This is a genomic window from Streptomyces sp. SYP-A7185, assembly GCF_046103685.1.
GTDB lineage: Bacteria > Actinomycetota > Actinomycetes > Streptomycetales > Streptomycetaceae > Streptomyces.
This window is the reverse complement of sequence record NZ_CP122310.1, coordinates 900259-924108: the sequence shown is the minus strand read 5'-3', so window position 1 is coordinate 924108 and position 23850 is coordinate 900259. Positions and strand designations below refer to the sequence as shown.

At 70.7% G+C, this 23850-nt stretch carries 21 protein-coding genes; 7 read left to right on the top strand and 14 right to left on the bottom strand.

Annotated elements, in window-relative coordinates:
• The first annotated feature begins 88 nt into the window (after positions 1–88).
• The 3 genes from QBL25_RS03970 (at position 89) to QBL25_RS03960 (ending at position 7186) form a co-directional block, all read left to right on the top strand.
• Positions 89–2701, top strand: a complete 2613-nt coding sequence (locus tag QBL25_RS03970) for a LuxR C-terminal-related transcriptional regulator (protein ID WP_409055561.1) — start codon at positions 89–91, stop codon at positions 2699–2701.
• 75 nt (positions 2702–2776) lie between these two features.
• Positions 2777–4039: a PucR family transcriptional regulator gene (locus tag QBL25_RS03965; protein ID WP_409055560.1), complete on the top strand. Its 1263-nt coding sequence runs from the start codon at positions 2777–2779 to the stop codon at positions 4037–4039.
• 153 nt (positions 4040–4192) lie between these two features.
• A complete protein-coding gene (locus tag QBL25_RS03960; protein ID WP_409055559.1) occupies positions 4193–7186 on the top strand; it encodes an AfsR/SARP family transcriptional regulator in 2994 nt (997 codons plus the stop codon).
• A 668-nt stretch (positions 7187–7854) separates the two neighbouring features.
• Here QBL25_RS03960 and QBL25_RS03955 read toward each other — a convergent pair.
• The 11 genes from QBL25_RS03955 to QBL25_RS03905 all read right to left on the bottom strand — a co-directional run bounded on the left by QBL25_RS03955 (position 7855) and on the right by QBL25_RS03905 (position 15128).
• Entirely contained in the window at positions 7855–8379 is a 525-nt protein-coding gene (locus QBL25_RS03955) for a hypothetical protein (protein WP_409055558.1), read from the bottom strand.
• 25 nt (positions 8380–8404) lie between these two features.
• Complete coding sequence (locus tag QBL25_RS03950; protein WP_409055557.1) at positions 8405–9004, bottom strand: hypothetical protein; 600 nt, start codon at positions 9002–9004, stop codon at positions 8405–8407.
• 29 nt (positions 9005–9033) lie between these two features.
• Positions 9034–9639: an exonuclease domain-containing protein gene (locus tag QBL25_RS03945; protein WP_409055556.1), complete on the bottom strand. Its 606-nt coding sequence runs from the start codon at positions 9637–9639 to the stop codon at positions 9034–9036.
• Positions 9636–10814 carry a radical SAM protein gene (locus QBL25_RS03940; RefSeq protein ID WP_409055555.1) on the bottom strand — a complete coding sequence of 393 codons (1179 nt, stop codon included), beginning with the start codon at positions 10812–10814 and terminating at the stop codon, positions 9636–9638. Before QBL25_RS03940 ends, QBL25_RS03945 begins: the two co-directional genes overlap by 4 nt.
• A 16-nt stretch (positions 10815–10830) precedes the next feature.
• The gene (locus tag QBL25_RS03935; protein WP_409055554.1) at positions 10831–11868 is read right to left on the bottom strand and encodes a nucleoside-diphosphate kinase; all 1038 of its coding nucleotides are present in this window, start codon (positions 11866–11868) and stop codon (positions 10831–10833) included.
• The gene (locus QBL25_RS03930; protein ID WP_409055553.1) at positions 11865–12884 is read right to left on the bottom strand and encodes a thymidylate synthase; all 1020 of its coding nucleotides are present in this window, start codon (positions 12882–12884) and stop codon (positions 11865–11867) included. Before QBL25_RS03930 ends, QBL25_RS03935 begins: the two co-directional genes overlap by 4 nt.
• Before the next feature lie 215 nt (positions 12885–13099).
• Positions 13100–13645 (bottom strand): hypothetical protein, encoded by a 546-nt coding sequence (locus QBL25_RS03925; RefSeq protein WP_409055552.1) that lies wholly within the window; start codon positions 13643–13645, stop codon positions 13100–13102.
• Entirely contained in the window at positions 13642–13836 is a 195-nt protein-coding gene (locus QBL25_RS03920) for a DUF5999 family protein (RefSeq protein WP_409055551.1), read from the bottom strand. The genes QBL25_RS03925 and QBL25_RS03920 overlap by 4 nt, the downstream gene beginning before the upstream one ends.
• 53 nt (positions 13837–13889) lie before the next feature.
• Entirely contained in the window at positions 13890–14372 is a 483-nt protein-coding gene (locus tag QBL25_RS03915; RefSeq protein WP_409055550.1) for a DUF6302 family protein, read from the bottom strand.
• A complete protein-coding gene (locus QBL25_RS03910) occupies positions 14365–14769 on the bottom strand; it encodes a DUF6415 family natural product biosynthesis protein (RefSeq protein ID WP_409055549.1) in 405 nt (134 codons plus the stop codon). The genes QBL25_RS03915 and QBL25_RS03910 overlap by 8 nt, the downstream gene beginning before the upstream one ends.
• Positions 14766–15128, bottom strand: a complete 363-nt coding sequence (locus QBL25_RS03905) for an ATP-binding protein (protein WP_409055548.1) — start codon at positions 15126–15128, stop codon at positions 14766–14768. Before QBL25_RS03905 ends, QBL25_RS03910 begins: the two co-directional genes overlap by 4 nt.
• Before the next feature lie 412 nt (positions 15129–15540).
• On the opposite strand from QBL25_RS03905, the gene QBL25_RS03900 reads away from it, so the two are divergent.
• Positions 15541–16869, top strand: a complete 1329-nt coding sequence (locus tag QBL25_RS03900; protein WP_409055547.1) for a DNA-binding protein — start codon at positions 15541–15543, stop codon at positions 16867–16869.
• A gap of 1 nt (position 16870) precedes the next feature.
• Here the strand turns inward: QBL25_RS03900 and QBL25_RS03895 are convergent, their stop codons facing one another.
• Positions 16871–17887 carry an NAD-dependent epimerase/dehydratase family protein gene (locus tag QBL25_RS03895; RefSeq protein ID WP_409055546.1) on the bottom strand — a complete coding sequence of 339 codons (1017 nt, stop codon included), beginning with the start codon at positions 17885–17887 and terminating at the stop codon, positions 16871–16873.
• 222 nt (positions 17888–18109) lie between these two features.
• On the opposite strand from QBL25_RS03895, the gene QBL25_RS03890 reads away from it, so the two are divergent.
• From QBL25_RS03890 to QBL25_RS03880, 3 genes are all read left to right on the top strand, one after another.
• Positions 18110–18511: a hypothetical protein gene (locus QBL25_RS03890; RefSeq protein ID WP_409055545.1), complete on the top strand. Its 402-nt coding sequence runs from the start codon at positions 18110–18112 to the stop codon at positions 18509–18511.
• A gap of 179 nt (positions 18512–18690) precedes the next feature.
• Positions 18691–19212, top strand: a complete 522-nt coding sequence (locus QBL25_RS03885) for a hypothetical protein (protein ID WP_409055544.1) — start codon at positions 18691–18693, stop codon at positions 19210–19212.
• Positions 19213–19674: 462 nt separating this feature from the next.
• The gene (locus tag QBL25_RS03880; protein WP_409055543.1) at positions 19675–20652 is read left to right on the top strand and encodes a tyrosine-type recombinase/integrase; all 978 of its coding nucleotides are present in this window, start codon (positions 19675–19677) and stop codon (positions 20650–20652) included.
• 357 nt (positions 20653–21009) lie between these two features.
• On the opposite strand, the gene QBL25_RS03875 is transcribed toward QBL25_RS03880, so the two are convergent.
• Both QBL25_RS03875 and QBL25_RS03870 read right to left on the bottom strand, forming a co-directional pair.
• Complete coding sequence (locus QBL25_RS03875) at positions 21010–22455, bottom strand: glyceraldehyde-3-phosphate dehydrogenase (RefSeq protein ID WP_409055542.1); 1446 nt, start codon at positions 22453–22455, stop codon at positions 21010–21012.
• Between the two features lie 127 nt (positions 22456–22582).
• A complete protein-coding gene (locus QBL25_RS03870; RefSeq protein ID WP_409055541.1) occupies positions 22583–23533 on the bottom strand; it encodes an SMP-30/gluconolactonase/LRE family protein in 951 nt (316 codons plus the stop codon).
• Between the last annotated feature and the right edge of the window lie 317 nt (positions 23534–23850).

Genomic DNA, 23850 nt, shown 5'->3' with positions numbered 1-23850 from the left:
ACAGCGGGGCGCGGGTGTCGCTGGTGACGTGCCCAGTGCGGCGGACGCGAGGCTTCCGGGCCGTGTTACGCGGAAGTAACGTGCGGGCGTGACCCTATCGACGACCGAACCCGGCGCGCTCAGGGCCCCCGAGCTCCATGGCCGCCGCGAGGAAATCACTGCCGTGGAAGCCCTGGTGGGGCGCCTGCGGGCCGGGCGGGGCGGGGTGCTCGCGCTGGCCGCGCAGCCCGGCCTGGGCCGGACCGCGCTCCTGCGGTACGCGCGGGCCGCCTGCGCTCCGATCCCCGCGGTCCAGGTGACCGCCCCGGCGCCGCTGCCGCGCGAAGGACCGCTGCTGGTGTGTGTCGACGACGCCCACACCTGGCACCCCGCCGCCCGGAGCGCCCTCCTGGCCGATCTGCGCCGCCTGTCCGCGGAGGCGCCCGTGGCCGTCCTGCTCACCGTCACCGAACACCACGCCCGGTCGGGCGAGTTGCACGGCATCCCGACCCTGCGCCTGGGGCCGCTCGACGAGCGGGCGGCCTGCGCCCTGTTCGAGCGGCTGACCGACGGCCGCGCCGACCCGGTCGTCGGCGCCTGGCTGATCCGCGAGGCGGCCGGCAACCCGCGCCTGCTCTGCGCGTTCCTCGCGGCCCTCACCCCCGACCAGCTCACCGGACGCACCCCACTGCCCGACCCCTTACCCGGCGGCGAGGCCGTCCTGCACGACCACGCATCCCACCTGGACGCACTGCCCGACGCCACCCGCACCCTGCTGCTGCTCGCCGCGGCCGCCGGGGAACACGAACCCGACGGCGCGGGCGCCGACCTCGCCCTGCTGCTGCGGGCTGGCGGCGACCCCGCGGCACTCGCACCGGCCGAAGCCGCCGGCGCGGTCGCCGGAGCGGGCGGGCGCGTGCACTTCACCCACCCCCTGCTGCGCCGGGCCGTGCTGCACGGCGCCCCGCTCGCCCGCCGCCGAGCCGCCCACACCCGCCTCGCCACCGTCTGCCGCGACCGCCTCTCGCGCCTGGTGCAGCTGGCCTGCGCGGCCGGGGACCACGACGCGCGGCTCGCCGCGGCCCTCGCCGACGCGGCGGCCACGCCGCGTGCCCCCGCCGAGCGTTCCGCCGCCCTGGCCCGCGCCGCCGCACTCACCGCCGACCCGGCGCTGCGCACCGACCGGCTCGCCGCCGCGGCCGAAGCGGCCCGGCGGGCGGGGGACCCCGTCCGGGCCCGCGCCCTGCTCGCCCGCGCCACGGGCGCCCCGGCCCACGGCGGCGTCCACCAGGTGCGCGGCCTCCTGGCCCTGGCCGACGGACCCGTCGCCGACGCCCGGGAGGACCTGCTCGCCGCGGCGGCCCTGCTGCCCCCCGAGCCCGCGCGTCACGCGCTGATCGGCGCGGCCGAGGCGGCCTGGGCGATGGGCGACGCCGCCGCCTACCGGGAGGCGATGACACGTGTCCCCGTCTGCGCGGACGATCCCTGCCTGGAGGCCTACCGCGCCGGAATGTGCGCCGTCCTCGCCGGACGCGTCACCGAGGGGCACGCCCTGCTGCGCCGCTGCCTGGACACACTGCCCACGACGTGCGAACCCGCCGGGCTGCTGCGCACGGCGGCCGCCGCGCTGGTCGTCGGCGAGGTCGAGACCGCCTGCGGGGCGGGCGCCCGCGCGCTCGCGGCCGTGCGCGCCCACGGACCCGAGGTCCTGCTGCCGCGCGCCCTGGAACACCTGGCCTACGGAGAGCTGCGCGCGGGCCGGCACACCACGGCCCGCGCCCACGCCGTCGAAGGCCTGCGGGCCGCCCACCGCATCGGACAGCCGAACGTCGCCGCCTGCCTGCACGCCGTCCTCGCGCTCGCCGCCTCCGTGGAGGGGGACACGGAAGCCTGCACCGCACATGCCGCGGCCGCCGCCGACGGCGCGGGACCGCACGGCCTCCACCAGGCCGCCACGCTCGCCGTCTGGGCCGTGGCCCGGGCGGATCTCGCGGCGGGACGCCCGGGCGACGCGGCGGCCCGCCTCGCGCCCCTGGTCGCTCCCGGCCCCCGGCGCGGGCACTTCGCCGTCAGGATGCTGGCCATCCCCTGCTTCGTCGAAGCGGCCGTCCGGTCGGGGCGCACCGCCGAGGCCCACAGCGCCACCGCCGAGTTCACCCGCTGGACCGAGGCCACCGCCGACCGGCTCGCCCCGGCCCAACTGGCCCGCTGCCGCGCCCTGCTGGCCCCACCGCAGCAGACGGCGGCCGCGTACGAGATGGCGCTCGCGCACCACGACCGCACGCCCGGTGAGTTCGAACGTGCCCGTACGCAGCTGCTGTTCGGGCAGTGGTTGCGCCGCAGGCGCCGCACCCGCGAGGCCCGCGGCCCGCTGCGGGACGCGCTGGTCGGCTTCGAACGGTGCGGCGCCCGCGCCTGGGCGGACCGCAGCCGCGGCGAGCTGCGCGCAGCGGGCGAGGCGGTGGCGGGCGAGCCGGGTGCGGGCCCCGGGCCGCTCGCCTCGCTGACCCCGCAACAGCAGCGCATCGCGCGTCACGTGGCCGAGGGCGCCACCAACCGGGAGGTGGCCGTGCGCCTGTCGGTGAGCCACCGCACCGTCGACCACCACCTGCGCAATGTGTTCGCCGCGCTGGGCGTGCGCTCCCGCGTTGAGCTGTCCCGGCTCCTCGCCGACGACCGAGGGTTGCCGGACCGTGATGAGGAGATTGCCGCACACCCCTAGGTACCGACCGGGCGGTATGCCATTCTTCGGGCGTCAGGAAGATCCGGCAGCGCGCACACTCCCCGTGGAGGACCCATGCCACACGTCCTGCGGTCACGGGTCGGGCCCCTGCACGAAGTGCCCGCCATCGCTCCGCTCGCAGCGGGCACCCGCTCGCTCCTCGACGCCGAGGCCGTCGCCGTACTGCACCGCGCGGCACGTGCCCTGCTCAGGGACCTGGCCGCGATGACCGACCGGCTCGTCGCGGAACTGCGCGAGCAGGAGCCCGCCTACCGGGCGGACATCGAGGCCCGCCCCACCGAGGTGTGGCAGGAGGTGCACCGCTCGCTGCGGTACAGCGTCACCTCCCTCCTCCAGCCGGGGGAGACCAGGGAGGCGGCCCACCGCACGTCTATCCAGATCGCCGGGGTGCGGGCCGAACGCGGCCTGCCGCTCGACGCGTTGCTGCACGCCTTCCGGCTCGGCGGCGCCATGGTGTGGCAGGGCCTGGTCGAGGAGGTCTCGCGCGGCAACCCCGACGACATGCGCCTGCTCATCCATGTCGCGACCGACGTGTGGAACTTCGTGGACGAGCACTGCGGAGTGGTCGCCGACGCCTACCGGCGCACCGAGCGGCGCATGGCCTGGCGCCACGAGAACCGCCTGCGGCTGCTGACCGCGAGCCTCCTCGACGGCAGCGCCCGCCTGACCGACCTGCCCACCGCCGCCGACGTCCTGGGCCTGCCCGAGGACGGGTGGTACGCCGTGCTCGCCCTGGCCGGGGAGGGCGGCGACCTCACCCTGCCGCCGGGTACGCGGGCACTGCGCCACTCCGGGCCCGGGGTCCAGTACGCCCTGGTCCTGCTCGGGGACGCCGAGGGCGACCCGGCCGCCGAACTCTCCGCGCTCGGCGCCGGTCTGGGCCTGCCGCCCGGGGCGCGCGCGGGCATCGGCTCACCCGTGGAGGGGCTGGCGGCCGTCCCCCACGCGCGCCGCCTCGCCGACACGGCGCTGCGCGCCTGCCCCCGCTCCGGCGGGACCGTCCTCCTGGACGAACGCCTGCCCGACGCGCTGGTCGTCTCGTCGCCCGAGCTCGCGGAGGCGCTCGCCGAACGGGTGCTCGGCCCGCTGGGCTCCCTCGACCCCGCCGACCGGGACCTCCTCCTGGACACGCTCGTCGTCTGGCTGGAGACCGACGGCTCCGCGCAGCGCGCGAGCACCCGGCTCTACTGTCACCGCAACACCGTCCTCAACCGGCTGCGCCGCGTGGAGCAGTTGACCGGCCGCAGCCTCACCCGGGTCGGCGACCTCGTGGAGATCTCGCTGGCCCTGGGGGCCCGCAGGCTGCTGGGCGGCTGAGGAGAGGCCGGACACCGGGACCTCCTGGTCCGTGACGCCGTCACCGGATGGTGGGAGATCTTTCCGACCATCTCCCGGTTGTCACGCAGTGCGATAGCTTCGTCACGTTCTGCTGATGACGCGTGCTCGGGGCGGGTGCGGACGGGGGGCTCGATGGGCTGGGAATTCGGGTTGCTGGGACCGGTCGAAGTGGTGGCGGACGGCGTCGTCGTGCCGCTGCCGGCCGCAAAACAGCGGATCGTGCTCGCCACACTTCTCCTCGACGCCAACCGCGTCGTACCGCTGGAGACCCTGGTGGACCGGCTGTGGGACGAGGATCCACCGGGCGGCGCCCGCAACACCCTCCAGAACCACGTGCTGCGCCTGCGCCGCGCCCTGGGCGGCGCGGACGGCCCCGGCCCGGTGCGGACCCATCCGCGCGGCTACGCCATCGCGGTGGCCGACGGCCGGCTCGACCTGCGGCGGTTCGATCTGCTGATGGGCCGCGCCAAATCGGCCCTCTCGGCGAACGACGCGGAAGGGGCCGCCGGGCTGCTGTCCCAGGCCCTCGGCCTGTGGCGGGGGCGTCCGCTCTCCGACGTCCCCTCGGCGGCGCTGCAACGCGACGTCGTCCCGGCCCTCCTCGAACGCAGGCTGGTGGCGCTCGAACTGCGGATCGGCGCCGACCTCGTCCTGGGCAGGCACACCGCGCTGCTGCCGGAACTGGCGGAGCTGACCTGCTCGAACCCCTTGCAGGAGCCGTTCTGGGCCCAGCGGATGCTGGCCCTGCACCGCTCCGGGCGCCAGGGCGAGGCGCTGCACTGCTATCGCACGGTCCGGGCACTCCTGGCGGAGGAACTGGGCGTGGACCCGGGCGCCGAACTGCGGGAGCTGCACCGCCGGATGCTGGCCGACGACCCCACGCTCGCCTGGGCGGGGGCCGGTCGCGGGGGGATCGCCGCGTCTCCCGTTCTCCTCACGCCGGCCGCCGGCCGCGCGCCGGACCCGCATCCCGGGATCGGCCGGGCAGACGGGAGCCGCAGCGTGAGGGAGGGCAAAGGGCTGCCGGCCGAGACGACCTCGTTCGTCGGGCGGGACCGCGAGAGGGCCGAGGCGGCGAGGCTTCTGGAGGCCGCGCGCCTGGTCACGCTGACGGGCGTGGGCGGGGTCGGCAAGACCCGGCTCGCGCTGCGGGTCGCCGCCGACGCGGCGCGCTCGTGCCCGGACGGGGTCTGGGTGGTGGACCTGTCCCCGCTCACCGACCCGACCCTCCTGGACCGAGCGGTGTGCGAGGCGCTGGGGTTCCAGGACCAGTCCGCGCGCCCCGGCCGGGAGGTGCTCGTGCGCAGGCTGCGGGACATGCGCACCCTGCTGGTCCTGGACAACTGCGAGCACGTGGTGACGGCCGCGGCCGAACTGGTCCACACACTGCTGCGCGCGGCCCCCGGCCTGCGGGTCCTCGTGACCAGCCGGCACCTCCTGCGGGTCCCGGGGGAACACGTCCTGCCCCTGGCCCCGTTGACGCAAAAGGAAGCCCTGCGGCTGCTGGCCGACCGTGCGGCGGCGTCGGCCCCCGGCGTGCGGGTGGCCCCCGCGGAGGGCGGCGCGGCCCATCAGCTGTGCCGGCGCCTGGACGGCATCCCGCTGGCGATCGAGCTGGCGGCGATCCGCCTCGCCACGCTCTCGGTGGAGGAGATCCTGGAGCGCCTGGACGACCGCTTCCAGTTCCTGGCCGGCACCGGCCCGGGGGTGGAAACGAGCGGCGCCCCGACGCCACCACGCGGCACCTCCACCCCCTCCTCGCGCCACGTCCGCACGCTGCTCGGGGTCGTCGACTGGAGCCACGACCTGTGCACCGAGCCGGAACAGGTCCTGTGGGCCCGCCTCTCCGTCTTCTCCGGCGACTTCGGTCTGGAGGCGGCGGAGACCGTCTGCTCGGGCGACGGCATCGACCGCGAACACCTCGTGCACGTCCTGTCGGGCCTGGTCGACAAGTCGATCCTCAGCATGGGCAGCAGGGGGAGCCGCACCCGCTACCGGCTCCTCGAAACCATCCGTCAGTACGGCCGCCGCCGACTGCGATCGCTGGGGCAAGAAGCGGTGCTGCGGCGCCGGCACCTCGACTACTACCGGTCCCTTGCCGCCGTGACGGCGGCGCAGTGGTGCGGCCCCCGGGAAGTCGAATGGCTCAACGGCCTGGGCCGTGAACTGCCCAACATCCGGGCGGCGCTGGACTTCAGCGCCACCCACCCCGGGGGAGCGGCCGCCGGGCTCGAGATCACGGTGAACCTCACCCGCACCCGCTTCTGGTTCTTCAGCAGCACGCTCGGCGAGGGACGGCACTGGTTCGAGCGCACCCTCGCACCGGCCGTGCCGTCGGCCGCGCCCGATCCCGCACTGATCGGAGCCGCGACGCTCCGGGCGTGGACCGCGCTCTGCCAGGGCGACCAGACGGTGGCACGCACGTATCTGACCGACTGCTACCGCATGGCCGGTTCCCTTCCCGACGGCGGCCCGCTCCCGTTCGTCCTCTTCATCCAGGCCGCCGACGCCATACTGATCCACGGCTGCCCCACGTCGATCGCGCTGTTCGACCGGGCCCGCCGCAGCATGCGGGCGGCCGGGCTCACCGGCGACGCGCACATGGCGACCATGATGTGGGCCATGGCCTGCGCCTTCCTCGGCGAGCGGGACGCGGCGTTCGCGGCCTGCGCGGAGTACGTGTCCGACGGCCGCGCCCGCGGCGGGCCTTGGGCACGGTCCTGGACGCAGTGGGTGCACGGCCTGACCGAACTGCTGCACGGCGACCCGCACGACGCGGCCGGACTGTTCCGCGCGAGCCTCGGCCCGCAGTGGGAGATCGACGACCGCTGGGGGCCCGTATGGGGCGTGGAATCGCTCGCCTGGGCCACGGAAGCGACCGGTGAACCGGACTACGCCGCCCAGCTCCTCGGCGCGGCGGCCCAGTTGCGCAGGCTGACCGGGGTCGCGCTCGATGGCCTGGCGCCCTTCCACGACGTGCACACACGGACGGTCCACAGCGTGCGCCGGGCGCTGGGGGAGAGCGCGTACGTGGCCGCCTTCGCCCGGGGGACCGCGTCGGGCGCGGCGGGTGTGCCGACGCTGGTCCTGCGCCGGCGCGTCCCGGAGGGCGGCGGCCTGCGGTGAGACGAGAGAAGCGCTGCCGGATGCCGAGCGGCGTCCGACAGCGCTTCCGTCACCGTGCCGGGATCAGACCACCGGCACCGGGTAGGTCGGATACTCCACGCCGGAGCGGGCCTGACCTGCGTCGAGTGAGCCAAAGGCTGCTGCGACCTGGCGGTTAAGCGTTTCTGGGTGTTTCTCGGTGTTCCGCGATCTTTCGCGCCTAAACCCCCTGACAACCCCCCGTGGCAGCGGGAACCCCCTAAGAACTCCCTCAGATCACCCTCCCAGATAGGGCTGTGAGCTGCGGAAATAGGAGTCCCCTTACGTCGTATGGCGACGTAGGGAACTTCCTCCCGTCGTGGTCGGGGTACGGTGCTGCCTCACCTTCCCACAGGTGCGGCACGCGCACTCCGTCGACAGAATCGGGTCCGAGCAGGCCCCACACACCGGCTGGGGTCGACCGGTGTCGGGGGTGGTTTCCTCGTGCGCGGTCCGGCGGCCGTGGGTGCCCCAGCACATGCGGTTCTGCCCCGTCGCGCCGATCACGGCCTCTGCGACTTCACCCGTCTCCTCCTGGATCTTGAGGAGCTGGAGGAGCATCCGCGATTCGCGCGGCAGTTTGAAGTTCTCGTCGTGACGGTTGACCAGGCCCCAATCGTCGGCCACGGATCGAGCCTGTGAGTCCTCGCTTACGTGTCGGGGAGTGCATCGTGAGGTCGTACGTCTTCCAGTCGCTGGATCTCCCCGTCCCGGACGTAGACCAGTGCTCCGATGGCCAGGGCCTGAAGGCTGAGGAGAGCGCGGGTGCGGGCGCGTTCCGGCAGGATGTCGACAGCCTGCGCGGTGGGCAGGATGCGCACCGCGGCGCGGGGGTCCCGGTAGGTCAGCGTTCCCGCCACGGCACGCGTGAGGGGCCCCGTCACGACGATGTGGGTGATGACCTTCCGGCGTCTCATCTGAACTTGGAGCACGGCGACTCTGCGCTGAACCGGCAGACCGCCGGGCAGGCCGGTGAGGACGGCTTGCGCGGCTTCCTCCGGGCTCTGGTCGTGTCCGACCGCCCCGGTGGGCAGGGCCAGAGTGCTGCCCGGCCCGGACACGATAAGGAGTTGATGGGCCCCGACGGGGACGAGGACACTGACGCCGATGACCGGGGGACGCCAGTCCTCGTAGGGCGCACGCATGGTCAGAGCGGGTGCAAGGGCCGGCATCATGGCCGGTCGCCTCCCTCCACCGCGTTCACGACGTCGGCCAGACGCTGTGGGCAACCGGCCTCTGCGGCATGCAGATCTGGAGAACCTGCTCGATGGCGTGCTGTTGGCTGGCCGCCTCGCTGGTGACACGGATGTACCCGAGACCTTCCTCCCGCAGCAGGTCATGCGTGTGACGATCCACCATCTTGCGGTAGCGGGGGTCGTAGTGGCCCTTGTCCTTCACTGGGAGGTCGGGGTCCAGGACGGTCGCCAGGAGCAGGTCATAGGCGGGGCCGTGCGCGCTGGCGAGCTGGTCCACCGCCTCGCGGTCCGCGCGCGTGGCGGCCTGCTGACGCCACTCCTGTGCGGCGCGGAAGTAGCTGATTGCGTCCCAACAGGCCCGGCCGGCCAGCACGACGCGGACGGGGCCTTCCTCCAGGCCGGCCGCAGCGACAACCTCGTCGGCGATGCCGGTGGCGATGACCCACTTGGTGGATTCGGCGGTGTGGTACTGCATTTTCGGCAGTGGCACGGCGGCGGCGCGTCGGCCGAGCCCGCCGGTGCGGGCCACCGCGGCGCCCTGGCCGCGCAGTTCCATCTCTATGCGGCGCATCAGCAGGCTCTTGCCGGTGGAGTGGGCTCCCATTACGCCTATGCGGATGGGAGAAGTCGAGGTCACCACAGGGTGGGCTCCTGTTCTGGTTCGGGGGCCCCGGGCAGGCCGGGTGGGACGGCGGCAGCGACGAGCTGCTCCCAGCTCTCGTAGCAGCTGGCCATGTCGACGAGGAGCTGCGCCGTCGCGTAGGCGTCGAAGGTGGCGCGGTGCCGCCCTGACTTCGGGGCTTGGCTCAGGTCCGGCGCTACGTGCTTGATCAGCGCGTCGAGGCTGTACTTGGGCAGGTCGGGGTAGATGGCCTTGGCCAGCCGGAGTGTGTCGATGACTCCGGCCGGCTGCCACTGCGGCAGGTGGGCGGACAGCACGCGGTAGTCCACGTGCGCGTTGTGGGCGGCGATCCACGCGGTGCCGAGGCACGCCTGGACCGCGCCCTTGATCTCCTCCCAGCCCGGCTTGTCGGCGAGTACGTGATTGGTCAGGCCGTGCACCCGCGCGGCGAAGGGGGTGACGGGGCGCTCCGGCTTGGTCAGCCACGCGCCCGCAGTGCTCGTGTCGGGGCGCCCGTCGCGGACGGGGAGGGCGGCAACCTCGACCAGGTCGGGCGGGTTGGTGCCATTGCCTTCGACGTCGACAACCAGCAGTTCGGGCCAGGAGGAGAAGTTCATGCGAGCTCGGGTCCGTCCTCCGCCTGCCAGCCGATGGGGGCCCGGCCGTGCTGGCGGTAGTGGTGGGGCTTGGCGCGGTCGTGGCACTGGTAGCCGAAGCCGTGCTGAAGGAAGTAGCGCGGCGGCTCGTCCAGTCCCTCCACGACGATGGCACGGTCGTTGACCTCGATCGGGCCCGTCGCGCCGAGACCTCGTGCTATCGGGGTGACCACCGTCGGATCGGGCTTGACCCACGCGGCTTGGCACTTCGCGAACTGCGCGGGCGGACAGATGTCGCACAGCTCCTGGACGCCGAAGTGGCCGTTGTAGTCGGCTTCCCCGTGGGCGTAGGCCACGCCGCAGGAGGTCTTGCGGAACAGGGCTCCCCACGAGCCGTCTTGCTCGAAGGCGTCCAGGATCCGCCGCTCGGCGGTCTCGGGCAGGATCTTGCGCCGGGCTGTTTCCCCGTAGGGCATGGTGAGGCCGTTCGCCTCGTAGTACGCGGCGATCTCGTTGCGGAAGAACAGACCGGTGAAGACGGTGGCGTGCGCATGCCGGGACAGTTCGCGGGCGCGTGCGATGTCGGCGGCGGAGTCGTTGAGGCCGGGCACGATGGGCCGCCAGTACAGCACCGTGCGATACCGCTCGGCGTGTTCGTGGAGGGTGCGCAGGCTTGCGGCGGCGATCGTGCTGTCCACCGGCTCGACTTTGGGGTCCTGGATGTTCGAGTGCGTCACCAGGACGGTCAGGCGCAGGTTCGTGAAGCTGTTGAGGACGGCGCAGTCCTCCGGTGTCACGCGCCAGCGGGTGATGATCAGGACGTGGTTGGTCAGGCCGAGGTCGTCCAGCTGCCGCAGCACGTGGAACAGGTGGGGTTTGACCACGGGGAGCATCGGGTCGGTGGCTCGGTTCAGGAGCTGGATCGGCGTCTTGTGCGGCACGAAGTATTCGTGTTCGACAAGGAGGCGCACGGCCCTCTCGTCACCCATCAGGCGCTTGGGCACTTTCATCTCGAAGTTGGCGAAGGTGTGCCGGATGCAGTAGCCGCAGTCGAGCGGGCAGCCTACGATCCAGTTCAGCGAGAGCCCCGACTTGCGGTACTCGATCACGTCCGCCAGCCCGGGTCCCAGGCCACGGATCTCCGGGGTGGTCAGGATCGGAAGGGCTCGGCGGTCACCGAGGGTGGGAGTGCTCATCTTGGTCTCCTGGGGGTCAGGCGTCGCCGGATGTGCTCTGGGCCGGAAGGTGCGGTGTGAGGAGGTCGCGGCGGCCCGCGCCGTACCAGGTGCCGAAGTCGCGGCGGGCTGCCTCCGGGTCGTCGCTGGTGTGGGCGAGGTTGCGGACGAGGCGCTTCGTGGCGAGCGCGGCGTTGAGGCTGTCCTCGCCCAGGTCGCCGCGGATCGTGCCGGGTGCGGCACGGGTGGGGTCGAAGTGGCCCAGCGCATCCCGCAGGCGGGCGTGCAGGCCCGGTTCGCCGTAGGCGAGGGCGACGGTGACCGGGCGGCCCGCGTACTCCTTGTCCAGGCATGCGGGGATGTCCCGGCCGGGGAAATGATCGGCGTCCACCAGCAGGTCCCAGTAGTGCACGTGGGCCTGCCAGGGCTGCACGATGACTTCGCGCCGGTAGCTGACCGTGGTGGCTTCCATGGCGATCCGCTCCAGCACCTCCCCGACCAGGCCGCGGTCGGTTGCGTCGGGCTTGCACAGGATGACGGCGCAGCGGGCGAAGTCGGAGACCTTCAGGGTTCTGCCTGCGCTGTACCAGATGCCGTACTCGCGCAGGGCCGCGGCCGGGTCGTCGCTGGTGTGGACGAGGTTGCGGACGAGACGCTTTGCGCGGGTTGCGGCCCGGACGCTGTCGTTGCCCAGGTCGCGGCGGATCGTGCCGGGCGCGGCCCTGGCGGGGTCGGTGTGCCCGATCAGGCGGCGCAGGCGTGCGTGGATGTCGGGGCCGCCGTTGGCGAGGGCGACGGTGACCGGCTGCCCGGCGTACGCCTTGTCGAGGCGGGCGGGCATGTCCGGGGGGAGACGGGCGGGGTCGGCCAGCAGATCGCGGTAGGCGACGTGGGCCTGCCACGGTTCGGCGATCAGTTCTGTGCGGGCATGCACGGTCATCCCCGCGCCCTCGATCCGCTCCAGCACGGCGTCGACCAGGCCGCGGTCGGTCGCGTCGGGCTTGCACAGGACGACGGCCCAGCGGTCGAAGTCGATGCCTTTCACGACGGCGCCGGACGGCGGTTTGCGGGTCACCGGGCGCCCTCCGCGGCGGTGCAGGCCGCCCACTTGTGTCCCAGCAGCCACCGCAGGCCAGGATGCAGAGCGTCGAGCACGTCGCGGCCGACTGCCTCTGTCTTGTCGTGCCGGATCTGCCGGTAGGCCTCGAAGAGCAGCAGCACCTGCTGCCAGTACGGATCTACGCCCAGGCCCGCGACGGCGCGGGCGCTGTAGCGCGCCAGATTCGTCCGCATCAGCTCTTCGTGGCCCAGGAGGTGCGTGATCTCGTCCTGTGTGGTCCCGGCCGGCATCGCAGGGAACGGAAAGTGCTGGGGAGCGGAGCGGGTCTGCGCTTCGTGCAGCACCCTTTCGACACGCTCGGCGTCGTGGTCGTTGACGTGCGCGGAGCCGATGAAGTGGGTGTAGGTGCCCAGCTCCAGGCCGAGCCGCACGGCCGCGTACTCCTGGATCATCGTGAAGGAGAAGACGTCGGACAGCAGGCCGCAGTCCAGATCATTGGCGCGCATATGGCACACCATGTGCAGCCGTCCGCCGCGGGCCAGGAAGTGCAGTCCGGCCAGACACGCCACGTCGGGATTGTCGCTGACGATCAGCTCGGCGGGAGAGAAGACGGGAAGGTATCCGCGCTTGCTGTCGGTCTCCCTGCGGAGCAGGTCAAGGACGCGCTCGAACGGCGAGGCGCTTTCGCCGTCGGCGGGGTTGAAGATCGTGTAGCCGTAGGCGGAGCCGCCCAGGCTGCTGCCGTCCGGCGAGCTGGCTCGCATGGAGGGCGCGTAATAGCCGATCATTTCCAGGTCGCGGCGCCCGCCGAGGTACCAGAGCGCTTCGGCGAACTGGAAGACCGGGTTGGCCTTGCGTGCTGCCAGGTAGGGGAGTCTCTGTCGGGGGTCCGGCAGTTGGAAGCCGACGCCGATGACCTCGCTGGCGGCGTTTCCGCGGGCGGCGATGTGGTGCTCCGCCTTGGTCGTGGCCAGGTCAAGGCAGGCGAGGTAGGCGTCTTCCACGCTGCGGTAGGTGGGTGTGGTGAGCATCGTTTCTCCAGGTCGCCGACAGCCGTTGGGGCGGCTGGTGGACAGGGGCTGTGCTCTGTACTGCCGCCCGGCGTGTGCTTGCGGACGGACGGACCGTGATCTAGGCGGCGGGCACGAGTTCGTCGAGATCGACGACTCTGAACGCCCGCAGGGTGCGCACGAGTTGCGAAGCCAGGACCCATCGCACGGCGGGGTCCTCGTAGGAGATGGGGACGTCATCGACGGCAAGGGCATTTGATGCCGTTTTCTGAGTACGCGTGACGCGTTCCGATGACGCCGAACAGGGGTGCGCTCTGTGTCAGCAGCGCAACGTGCCCGTGCGCCGCGAGGTGGGGGCACCGCTCTGTTGCAGTGCGCGCGTGCTGTCGGCAGACCGGGGGCTGGGCAGTCCGGACCGTGGCACTCAGGGTAGAAACGGGGACGCCGTCCTTCTTGCTCTCCAGGAACAGAAGCCCCTCGGGGCTCCGAGCGTCACCAAGGCACACCTGGCACCTGAAGTTAAGCATGCACTCGCGCTGCCGGGCCGGGTGGATCAAACGCCATCTCGGCGCACCGGTCGGCAACCGGTCGGCGCCGAGCGACTGCGTGACTCGGGCCCAGAGGACACCGCGCACATCGCGGTCCTGCGCCGTCTCGTCCCAGTAGCTCAGGCGGGAAACCCCCGCCGCGTCGAAGGACGCACGCAGGGCGGGGAGACTGTCGGCCTCTTCCCCCTCGCGCGCCGTGATGTAGGGAATCACGGAACTCTGCATCGTGCTCACGCGGCTGCTCCCGCCATGGGGCGGTGCGGAGCGATGATCTGGCCGTCCGGAAGCACCCCGCCCCGGTCGTCGAAGAGCACGACGCCGTTGCAGAGCAGCGTCCAGCCGGTGACGTAGTCATGCGCCTGGGGAGTAACGGCCTCGCGATCCGGCCGATCGGCCGTGGGGCAGGGAGGTTGGTGCTGGCACATATACGTCGCGCTTCCTCTCGGACGTGCGGAGATTGGGGCCCTGCTCGGTGGACTTACTGACCCGCGGGGAAGGGGAATGGGTACACCGAGCAGGGCGTCTGGGGGGAGGGCGCCGCGTCTGCGCAGCGAGCCATGTAGCGAGCGATGGCGGCTTCGCTGTAGCCGTAGAAGCGCCCGAGGGCCTCGTCATCGCAGAGCGAGGGCGGGTTCTCTCCCCACTCGACGACGACGCCGCCGGAGTCCGGGGCGGTCGACCAGTTCACGCGCGGGCGCGGGAAACCGGCCCGGCCCTGGAGAACATCGCGGACCCTGAGGGCAATGCAGAAGCAAGCCACGGGGTAGTACCCGCCGCGGCGCGACCCGCCGACCGGCACCGCCAGGAAGGGCATGCGCAACGTGCGCACAGCCAGACTCGCGTCCAGAAGCCATGCGTCGGTGAGCCGCTGCTCGAAGTACTCGAAGTCGTACGCGTCTCGCGGGGCCTGTATTACGACGATGCTCACCGGCGGATGGCCGTCGATCGCGGGGTCATGCATCGTTGGCCCCCTTGATGCCGCAGGCCTCGATCAACGTCTCGACTAAGAAGGCCTGGCGCCGGGCGAGACCGACGGCCTCCTGGTGGTCGGCCGGCAGGCATTCAGCCCTTACGAGGTGGCCCCGCTCGAAGAGGGGACCCAGCTTCGGGTCAGCGCCGGCGATGTCACACAGCCTTTTCAGGTGGCCGCGAAGCCGCTCCACCAGCGCCGCAATCGTGGCCGGGGGCGGAGGCTGGTTGCCGATCGCTGCGTCGAGGTCGTCGAAGATCAGTTCCAGATTGAGGGGTGTGTAGGCAACGAGGCCGTCCCGGATTCGTCGCAACCGGTCGCTGCTGAGGGGAGGGGTCCACTTTTCGCCGCGCTGGGTGGCCTGCGGGTCGGCCATGGCGGCGTTCACCGCTCGCTCACCGTCAGTTCGGCCCAGATGATCTTGCCCCACGGGTGTCTCACAAAGCCCCAGTGGGAGCTGAGCGAGTCGACGAGCCGGAGGCCCCGCCCGTGCTCGGCGGTGGCGCTGGCGGGCCGGATATAGGGAGTGGTGGACGAGGAGTCGGCGACCTCGATGCGTACCCGGTGGTCGCCGTGCTGAATGGCGACCGTGGTGAGGTCCGTCGAGGTGTGATTGACCACGTTCGTCATCAGCTCCGACACGATGATCTCTCCGACGTCGGCCAGCTCTTCCCTCATGCCCCAGGTGTCCAGGGAGTCGGAGACGAATGCGCGGGCCCGGCCCACGGCCTCGGGTTGACACGGCACTTGAGCGGTGTAGCCGGACACACCGAATGCGCCCGTCGCGGCAATCGTGGGGACGGCTGTGCCTGCTGTGCTGGATGCCATGGATTGACTCCGTAGGTCCGGACGGCTTTCGTCCTCATCACGCCCTCTGGGGGAAGGTCCATCGCCACCGCAGTGACCACGGCCCTGTGTGCAGTCGGACACTCTCAGCGAGGGTGCTGATCAGCGTGGACCCGCTGGCGATGCCATCGCCATGTCAGGGGGCTGCCGTTTCACCGCCATCGGCACGGCCGACTGCCACCTCCCTGCCATCCAACTGCCATCTAGAGCCCATGTGTTGCACTGGACGGGTACGGCGGTATCCCCTTTCGTGAAAGGGGGCCCATCCGTAGGTCGGCCACCGAAAGGCCAACGCGCGATAGCTGGGGGCGATGTGACGGAAAAACCCGAGACGCTGCTCAAGGCCCTATGCGAGAAACGCAACTTGGGCGTGCCCGCGTTCGTGGAGCTGTTCGAGAGAACCGCTGAAGAGATCGTCGGTAAGGGACTCAACAACCCGACGTGCTCTCCGAGGACGGTCTTCCGCTGGAAGGCAGGCAAGGCCCAGCCCGAGACACTGTCCGCCGACACCCGGCGCGTATTGCAGGCCATGTTCGGCGGTTATGGCGTCGCGGTTCTGTTCGGTCCTCCGCCCGTCGCAGATCCCCAGGCACCCGCGTTCAATTTGGAGAACGAAATCAAAATGACTGCACGCGACGCTCAGGACGACGCCAGCGCAACAGCCGCGGCGTCCGTATCCGACACCAGCCTCGACCAACTCACCGATGACGTGGCGTCGCTCGCGCGCGCTTACGCCTCGACTCCGCCGCTGACGGTGTTCCGGCTCGGCCGGGCGCTCCAGGAGGAGCTTCAAGAGCACCGCGACCGCACGCAGATTCCCACCCAGCAGCAGCGCCTCCTTGTGCTGACCGGTCAGACCATGGCCCTGCTCGCCGCGTCCGCCTTCAATCTCGGCTCGTTCGACAATGCCCGCCGCCTGGCCCGCGCGGCTGACCTGTACGGCGAGAGCGCCCGCTGCGACCCCTTGCGCGCGTATGCGGACGGCATTCTCGCCTACCTCGCGTACTACACGGGCATGCCGGGCGAGGCTGTCAGCAAGGCACGCCGCGCCCAGACATACGGCGGGCTGGGCGATGTAGCCCAGCGCCGGCTGCTGGCCATCGAGGCACGCGCGCACGGCCACCTCGGCGACATCGACTCCGCCCGTCAGGCCTTCCGGCGCTCGCTGGAAACCCAGAGCGGAGCCCACGACGATCTGCACGACGGCGTCGGGGGCGAGTTCGGGTTCACGTCGGAGCGATTGGCCATGTCCACCAGCTCCACGGCTCTCCTGATTCACGACGGAGCGGAAGCGGAGGAGTCCGCGCGCCGGGCGCTGGATCTCGTCAACCAGAGGCCGCAGGCCAGCCGGTCGGCGCATGTCCTGGTGGGTGCAGCTGCCGATCTTGCCATGGCCCGGCTGCTGATGAGCGACGTCGAGGGAGCCGCCGCAGCGCTCGACCCTCTGTGGGACATCCCAGGCGATCAGAGGGTGACGGGCGTCCTCGTACGCACGGCACAGGTCCAGCAGTTCCTCGCACAGCCGCGCTACCGCGCCTCAGCGCTGCCGCGCGATCTGCGCGACCGCGTCGAGGACTTCGCCCGCGGCGCGCAGACGCATCAGCTCGCCACCCGTTCCGCACTGCACCAAGTGGAGTCCTGAGTCAGGCCAGAGAGGCGAGAATCTCCGCCTCCTTCTGCGGAACAATCCCGTGGTCTGCCCACCTGGGGTGGTCCACGGGGCGCCCGTCCGCGGCCAGCCACGCCCACGTGTCACGGATCGAATCCACAATCGGCCGGCACTGAAGGCCCGCGGCCAGAGACCGACTGGAGTCGACCGCCCACACGCCCGCATGCGTGCGCCACAGCGGGATCTCGGTCCACTGGGCCACGCCGTGGCCGGTTAGAACACTCGGCTCCACCCACTCAGGCTTCCCGACCCCACCAGTGACGGCTAGGCACGCACCGAGGAACTCGGAGAAGGAAATGCCCTCCGGGTGAGTGACGTTGTAACCCCCGCTCGACGTGCTGACGGCCTGAGCGAGCGCGAAATCGGCAACATCGCGAACGTCGACGGGCTGAATCTTCTGGCTGCTCGGCGCAGGCGCCACGATGCGCCCCCCGCGCTTGGCCCGGGACAGCCACCATGGGAGCCGCCCGACGTACTCACCGGGCCCCAGAATGACGCCAGGACGGAGGAACACCGAGGCAGCGCCGAACACTTCGGCCACAGCCCGCTCGCCGCCCGCCTTCTGGAACCCGTAGACGGTGGGGCTTCCGTCGGCCCCGGTGAAGCCGTACGACCCATCGGCGTCGGCCGGGCAGTCCAGCAATGGCGATTCGTCCGTGAGGGCCTGGTGGGGCCAGTCCCGGTAGACGGACACGGTGGAGACATGCACCCAACGCGCGACCGCATCGCGTAGTGCGGAAGCCGCGAGCAGCACGGTACGGGGCGGGAAGTCGGAGCTGGAGGTGTCCACCACGGCGTCCCATGGTCCTTCCTCGGCCAGCCGTGCCAAGTCTGCGGCCTCGGTGCGGTCACCGCGGACCGTTCGCGCTCCATCTGGTGTGGTCCCGGAACGGCCGCGGTTGAAGAGCGTCACCTCCCACCCGCGGTCAAGGGCTGCTTGCGTGACCGCCCGCCCCAAGAACCATGTGCCGCCGAGTACAAGAAGCTTCATGTCGGCGATCCTGCCGTGCGTGACCGCCAGGCGAAAGGAGTGACTCTTCAGGCTGTTCCTGACGGGCCTGGGCGACGGCGTGGGCGGGGCCGCCGTACTGCGGGACGGGTGCCCACGCCGTGGCGCACGAGATTTCAATCTCCTACGCCGCCACCAGGCTCAACGTTCAGACGTGAGTGGACGATCGAGTGTGTTGTCAGTGGCTGGAGGGATGATCTGTTAGTGACTTCACTGCTGGATAACGTGCGTACGAGTGCGGATTGGATCGCTTCCGCTCTCGACTCTTCGGGATACCAGGCGGATTTCTCCCTGGGCAGCGTGCGCGATGTCGAACGATTCATGACAGAGCACGGCAAGTCGGGCACGGCAGTGGAGGGCGGCCTCTTGGCCGCTGGTCTCGGGGCCCGTCTGTTCGGCGTGGGCTGCTATGTCGGCGCAACGATCCGGCTCAGTCTCGGCGGTGTCTGGGAGGCGGACGACTCCGACCCGGCAGGCGAGCTGAATGTCAGGCTCCGGCTCGCCAGCGGATCAGTGAGCTGGCCGGTCCAGCGCGTCCAGAATGGCCCTGAGGACAGCCTCACCGCCTATGCGGTCTTCCTCGGTCTGGACGTGCCTGTCGCCTGAGAAGGCAGTCAGTCCTTCACAGTCGCCGGTTTCCTCGGCAAGGCCCGGTGGCTCGCGAGGGTGACGCGAAATCTTTTGGGTGCGGTTCCTTTCGGGGGGATGAGTGACCTGGGAAGACGCTGATCGGCGGTGTCGGGACGGTGGCTTGCTTCTACCGTGTTGGGTGGAGGTGGGGCGCCATGGTGTCTTTGCCGGAGGAGCTCGAGGTGCGGGAGGCCGCGGCTCGGCGCCGTGTCGAGGAACTGCGTTCCGAGGCAGCGGAGTTGACGCTGCGGCTGGAAGCGGCTCAGGAGGATCTGTCGCGGTTGGAGATCACGCGGGAGACCGTCACGAAGGTGCTGGTTGAGCTGTCGGCCGCGGAGATGAAGACCGATGCGGATGTGCCGGTGGGGCCCGGGCAGGAGTCGCATGTGCATGGGGCGGGGGTGGTGATGGTTCCACAGTGGCGGGAGGGTCTGGTGGCCGCGGTGCTGCCGGATGTGTACCGGGACATCATGGAGGTTGTTGCTGACGCGCCGGGCCCGTTGCAGGCCAAGCAGATCGTGCCGCGGATCGGGCTTGCGGCGACGGCCGGGAAGATCGAGGGCACGCGGGCCAAGCTCAAGCGGCTGGTGGAACGGGGCTGGCTGGCCGAGGACGCGCCGGGACGCTTCTCTCCCGCCCGCCGCGATGCGGGCACCGACCCGCTCAACCCCCGGTGACCAAGGGGCTCTTCTTCGTAGAAGAAGGGCAAGTCCACCACCGGACACGGCAATCCGTACCTTGCCCAGGTCCTCGGCAACGCCGCCGTCGCCGCGGGCAAGACCAACACCTTCCTCGGCGAACGCTATCGGCGCATCGCCCGACGCCGCGGACGCAAGAAGGCCGTCGTCGCGGTCGGCCGATCCCTGCTGGTCGTCATCTGGCACCTGCTCGCCGACCCTGAGGCACGATTCCACGACCTGGGCACCGACTACTACGACAGCCACCGGCACAAGCCCGACCGCGTGAAACGCACCGCCATCCGCCAACTGGAAGCCCTCGGCTACCGGGTCGTCATCGAACCCGCAGCCTGACTCGACAAATGCACGTCGCCGACCCACAGGCCGCACGAACGGCAGGCGGGACGACGCCGCACGCCCTCTGGAGCTCTCATTTTCGGATCAGCTCTCATTTTCGGATCAGTGCAGAGGGTAAACGCATCAAGCAGAACCCCTGTCGCGCTGCCGCCATCGGCGTCCGGCCGAGAGCGGGGAAAACGAAAGCACGCTCCTGGACCAGTCGCGAGGCCCACGCCATCCGGGAGGCGATGCCCCGCCGCTTACCAGCTGGTTGCCGACCTGGGCGTGCATGCAGGGCTGCGGCAGGGAGAGGCGTTCGCCTTCAGCCTTGACGACATTGACGAAAGCCTGATGGTCATGCGCATCCGTCGTCAGTTGCAGTGGAGCAAGGACGGCAAGACCGCGTACTTCAAGCTGCCGAAGAACCTGAAGGAGCGTCAGGTCCCGCTGTCATCGGGCCTCCTCAAACGCATCAACGAGTACACGAACGACTTCCCCTCCGTCACGGTGACGCTGCCGTGGCAGGGGTTGGGAAACTCCGGGCGGGCGACGGCCACCGTCAGCCTGCTCGTCACAACGCAGTGGCGGAACCGGGTCCGTCCCGGCACGTTCAATGAGAAGACGATGAAACCTGCCCTCGCGGCAGCCGGCCTCATCAAACCGCGGCGAGAAGACGAGGCCTGGGGCTGGGAGCCCAGCCGGGAGATGATGCACCACCGGTGGCGACACACCTACGCCAGCGTGCAGCTCGGTGCCGGGGAGGATCCGGTGTCAGTGTTGCACTGGATGGGGCACGCCTCGGTGACCATCACGCTGGAAACGTACGCCCACTTCCTGCCAGACAACGGGATGCGGGGCCGGACCGCCATGGACGCGTGGCTGGACAACGGCGCGCCCAACCCCCCGGCTGCCGTGGACCTACGCGCGTGGGCGCCCCTCGGCTACACCGAGACCAGCACTCTGTCGCTGCCGACCGACGGGGTAGGGGAGCTGTCCGAGTTCCTCTTGGCGGGGGTTCGTTACGGCGGGGCATGGACCGTGGGTGTACAGGCATCCGCCGATGCCCCTCTTTGGGGGGGAGATCCGGACGGACCCCGGTGACGGAGACGCTGCGCTGGCGGCCGGCCTCGCGTGGGTGGAAGAGTATTGTCAACGCGAAGGGCTCGCCGTGGCCCAGGCGCTGAACCTGAACGCTGATTTCCCGGAGACGGTCAGGCCGTATCAGACGCTCGGACGGCTTCGGATCGAGCCTCGCGAGGAGGGCGCGCGCGTTCCCGCGGAAACCCCCTGAGAACCCCCCAGGCCTTGTAGACGATCACTGAGGGCCGCCGCCTGACTTGCGGGTGGCGGCCCTCGCTGTGTACGTCGATCTTGCCTATCAGTGCAGTTCAGGAGCCATCCTCAAGAGCCCTGAGACAGCTCCGGCTGCACCTGCGCAGCAGAGGTGCGCCGCGGTGATCAGGCCACCGGCACCGGGTACGTCGGGTACTCCACGCCGGAGACGTGCTGGACGACGCGGATGACCTGGCACGAGTAGCCGAACTCGTTGTCGTACCAGAGGTAGAGGATCGCGTTGTCGCCGTCGACCTTGGTGGCGCCCGCGTCGACGATCGAGGCGTGCCGCGAGCCGACGAAGTCCATGGAGACGGCGTCGGGAGCGGTCGTGAAGTCGATCTGACGCTTGAGCGGCGAGTGCAGCGAGACGTCGCGGAGGTGGTCGAGGACCTCCTCGCGGGTGGTCTCGCGGCCCAGGCGCAGGCTCAGGATCGCGATCGAGACGTCCGGGACGGGGACGCGGATGGAGCTGCCGGTGATGGGCGCCTTGAGGTCGGGCAGCGCCTTGGCGACGGCGGAGGCCGCACCGGTCTCGGTGATGACCATGTTGAGCGGCGCGGAGCGGCCGCGGCGGTCGGCCTTGTGGAAGTTGTCCAGGAGGTTCTGGTCATTGGTGAACGAGTGGACGGTCTCCACGTGGCCGCGCAGCACGCCGTACTCGTCGGCCATCGCCTTGAGCGGCGGGACGATCGCGTTCGTGGTGCAGGAGGCGCAGGACAGGATCTGCTCGTCCGGCTTGATCATGTCGTGGTTGACGCCGTGCACGATGTTCGGGACGTCGCCCTTGCCCGGCGCGGTCAGGACGACCTTGTCGACACCGGGACGCAGGTGCTGCGAGAGCCCCTCACGGTCGCGCCACTTGCCGGTGTTGTCGATGAGGATGGCGTCCTTGATGCCGTACGCCGTGTAGTCGACCTCGGAGGGGTCGTTGGCGTAGATCACCTTGATCTCGTTGCCGTTGGCGATGATCGTGCTGTTCGCCTCGTCGACCGTGATCGTGCCCTGGAACTGGCCGTGGATGGAGTCGCGGCGCAGCAGCGAGGCGCGCTTGACGATGTCCTGCTCGCCGCCCTTGCGGACGACCACGGCACGCAGGCGCAGTCCGTTGCCGGAGCCGGCCTTCTCGATGAGCAGGCGGGCGACCAGGCGGCCGATGCGGCCGAAGCCGTAGAGGACGACGTCGCGGCCCTCGCGGCTCTCGATCTTGTTCTCGCCCGTGGCGCCGGCGACGGCCTCGGCGGTGAACTCCGCCACGGAGAGGCCGCGGTCGTCGGCACGGTAGTCCGCGGCGAGCAGACCGATGTCGATCTGCGAGGGGCCGAGGTCGAGCGTGGTGAGGACCTGGAGGAACGGCAGCGTCTCGGTGACGGAGAGTTCCTCACCGGCGATCTGCCGGGCGAATCGGTGGGTCTTGAGGAGGCTGACCACCGACTTGTTCACCAAGGAGCGGCTGTGGAGCAGGACGGTGACGTCCCGCTCCCGGTGCAGCTTCCCGATGATCGGGATCATCGACTCCGCGATCTCCTCGCGGTTCTTCCAGTTGGTGAACGAGTCGTCATTGACAGTCACAGGTTTATCTTTCGAGCTAGGCGGCGCTCATATGCTAACCCGGAGCCACTTTGATCTTTCAATCGGTGCCGCCCGGCGCCCTGGGGCCTCGTTTCGAAGGGCTTCGAGGATTCGAGGGGGGAGCGCCTCACAGGGGGACGGCGACGGCGTTGAACGTCGTCGTGGGTTCCTGCGGGCTCGTGAAGCGGGCGTTGACGAGGTAGAGGCGGTCGCGCCAGCGGGCCGCGGTCGTGGGCACGTCGAAGCGGGGGTCGGTGATCGTGCGCCGCAGGGTGGCGGTCCGTGCGCGGGCGTCCAGGTGGAAGACGCTGACGAGGTTCAGCCGGTTCTGTACGACGTACAGCGTGCGGCCGATGCGCAGGAGTCCGTCGCCGTTGACCACGTTCTCCGCGCCGACCAGCGTGATCTCGGTGGCGTGTCCGGTCGTGAGCGGGACGCGGTAGAGCTTGCCCGGAGCGCTGCTGACGACGATCAGCCCGCGGCCGTCGGGGGTGCCGACGATGCCGTTGGCGTTGATCGCGTCCGGTGTCTGCACCCAGTCGCCGCCGAGCGGCAAGGCGCGCACCGTGCCCTTGCGGCCGCGCGGGACTCCGTGGAGCACGCTGTCGCGCGAGTCGGTGAACCAGGCGCGGTCGCCGAGCAGGGCGACGTCGTTGATGAAGTGACCGGCGGCTTCCGTCAGCCGGTAGGTGGTCACGAGCCTGCCGCTGCGGGCGTCGTGGACCCGTGCGACGCCGGTGTTCCCGGCCACGTAGAGCAGGCCGTCGTCGTCCGCCTTCAGGCCGACCGCGACCTGGCCGGCGGCGCCCTCGTACAGGATCTCGCCCCGGCCGGTGCGCAGGTCCGTGCGGTAGAGGGCGCCGTTGGCGCGCGAGCCCAGGTAGGCGTAGGGCCGTGTGCCGATGGCGATCCCCTCGGGGAGGAAGCCGTCGGGGAGCGGGAACTCGGTGGGCCAGGCGGCGCCCCGGGTGGCGGCGGCCGTACCGGCGCCGGTCGCCGCCGCGAGGGACGCGAGGGTGGCGCCGCCGAGGACGGCGCGCCGGGAGGGCCGGGCGTGATTCCGGTGATCGCGGTTCATGGTTCCGTGCCTCCGTGAAGTGCGGAAAAGGGAACGGCGAAAGCGCTGACACGACAACTCGACACCGTTCGGCGCCGCGACGGGCGCGGGGCGCCGGGTGGATGCAGCCTCAACTCTTGTGGGAGTGGGGTGAGTTGACAACGGGGCGGGACATACCAGAGTTCCCGCGCGGTCGGCCCGCGCGACTCAAACCCTGCCTTCGCGACCTCATAAGCTGTCCTTATGAGGTCATAGGTCCAGCCCGAGTACTAACTTAGGATTGCCTTAGTTTAGGCTTCCCCACGAGCCCCATGTCTTCGCTCGAAGGGAAACCTGAT

What these genes read in the sequence shown, in the direction of transcription:
- QBL25_RS03950 (WP_409055557.1), bottom strand. Translation starts at nt 9,004, where the DNA reads ATGGGAGCCCACTCCACCGGCAAGAGCCTGCTGATGCGCCGCATAGAG.
- QBL25_RS03885 (WP_409055544.1), top strand. Translation starts at nt 18,691, where the DNA reads ATGGTGTCTTTGCCGGAGGAGCTCGAGGTGCGGGAGGCCGCGGCTCGG.
- QBL25_RS03870 (WP_409055541.1), bottom strand. Translation starts at nt 23,533, where the DNA reads ATGAACCGCGATCACCGGAATCACGCCCGGCCCTCCCGGCGCGCCGTC.
- QBL25_RS03960 (WP_409055559.1), top strand. Translation starts at nt 4,193, where the DNA reads ATGGGCTGGGAATTCGGGTTGCTGGGACCGGTCGAAGTGGTGGCGGAC.
- QBL25_RS03915 (WP_409055550.1), bottom strand. Translation starts at nt 14,372, where the DNA reads ATGCATGACCCCGCGATCGACGGCCATCCGCCGGTGAGCATCGTCGTA.
- QBL25_RS03945 (WP_409055556.1), bottom strand. Translation starts at nt 9,639, where the DNA reads ATGAACTTCTCCTCCTGGCCCGAACTGCTGGTTGTCGACGTCGAAGGC.
- QBL25_RS03965 (WP_409055560.1), top strand. Translation starts at nt 2,777, where the DNA reads ATGCCACACGTCCTGCGGTCACGGGTCGGGCCCCTGCACGAAGTGCCC.
- QBL25_RS03940 (WP_409055555.1), bottom strand. Translation starts at nt 10,814, where the DNA reads ATGAGCACTCCCACCCTCGGTGACCGCCGAGCCCTTCCGATCCTGACC.
- QBL25_RS03955 (WP_409055558.1), bottom strand. Translation starts at nt 8,379, where the DNA reads ATGATGCCGGCCCTTGCACCCGCTCTGACCATGCGTGCGCCCTACGAG.
- QBL25_RS03920 (WP_409055551.1), bottom strand. Translation starts at nt 13,836, where the DNA reads ATGTGCCAGCACCAACCTCCCTGCCCCACGGCCGATCGGCCGGATCGC.
- QBL25_RS03895 (WP_409055546.1), bottom strand. Translation starts at nt 17,887, where the DNA reads ATGAAGCTTCTTGTACTCGGCGGCACATGGTTCTTGGGGCGGGCGGTC.
- QBL25_RS03930 (WP_409055553.1), bottom strand. Translation starts at nt 12,884, where the DNA reads ATGCTCACCACACCCACCTACCGCAGCGTGGAAGACGCCTACCTCGCC.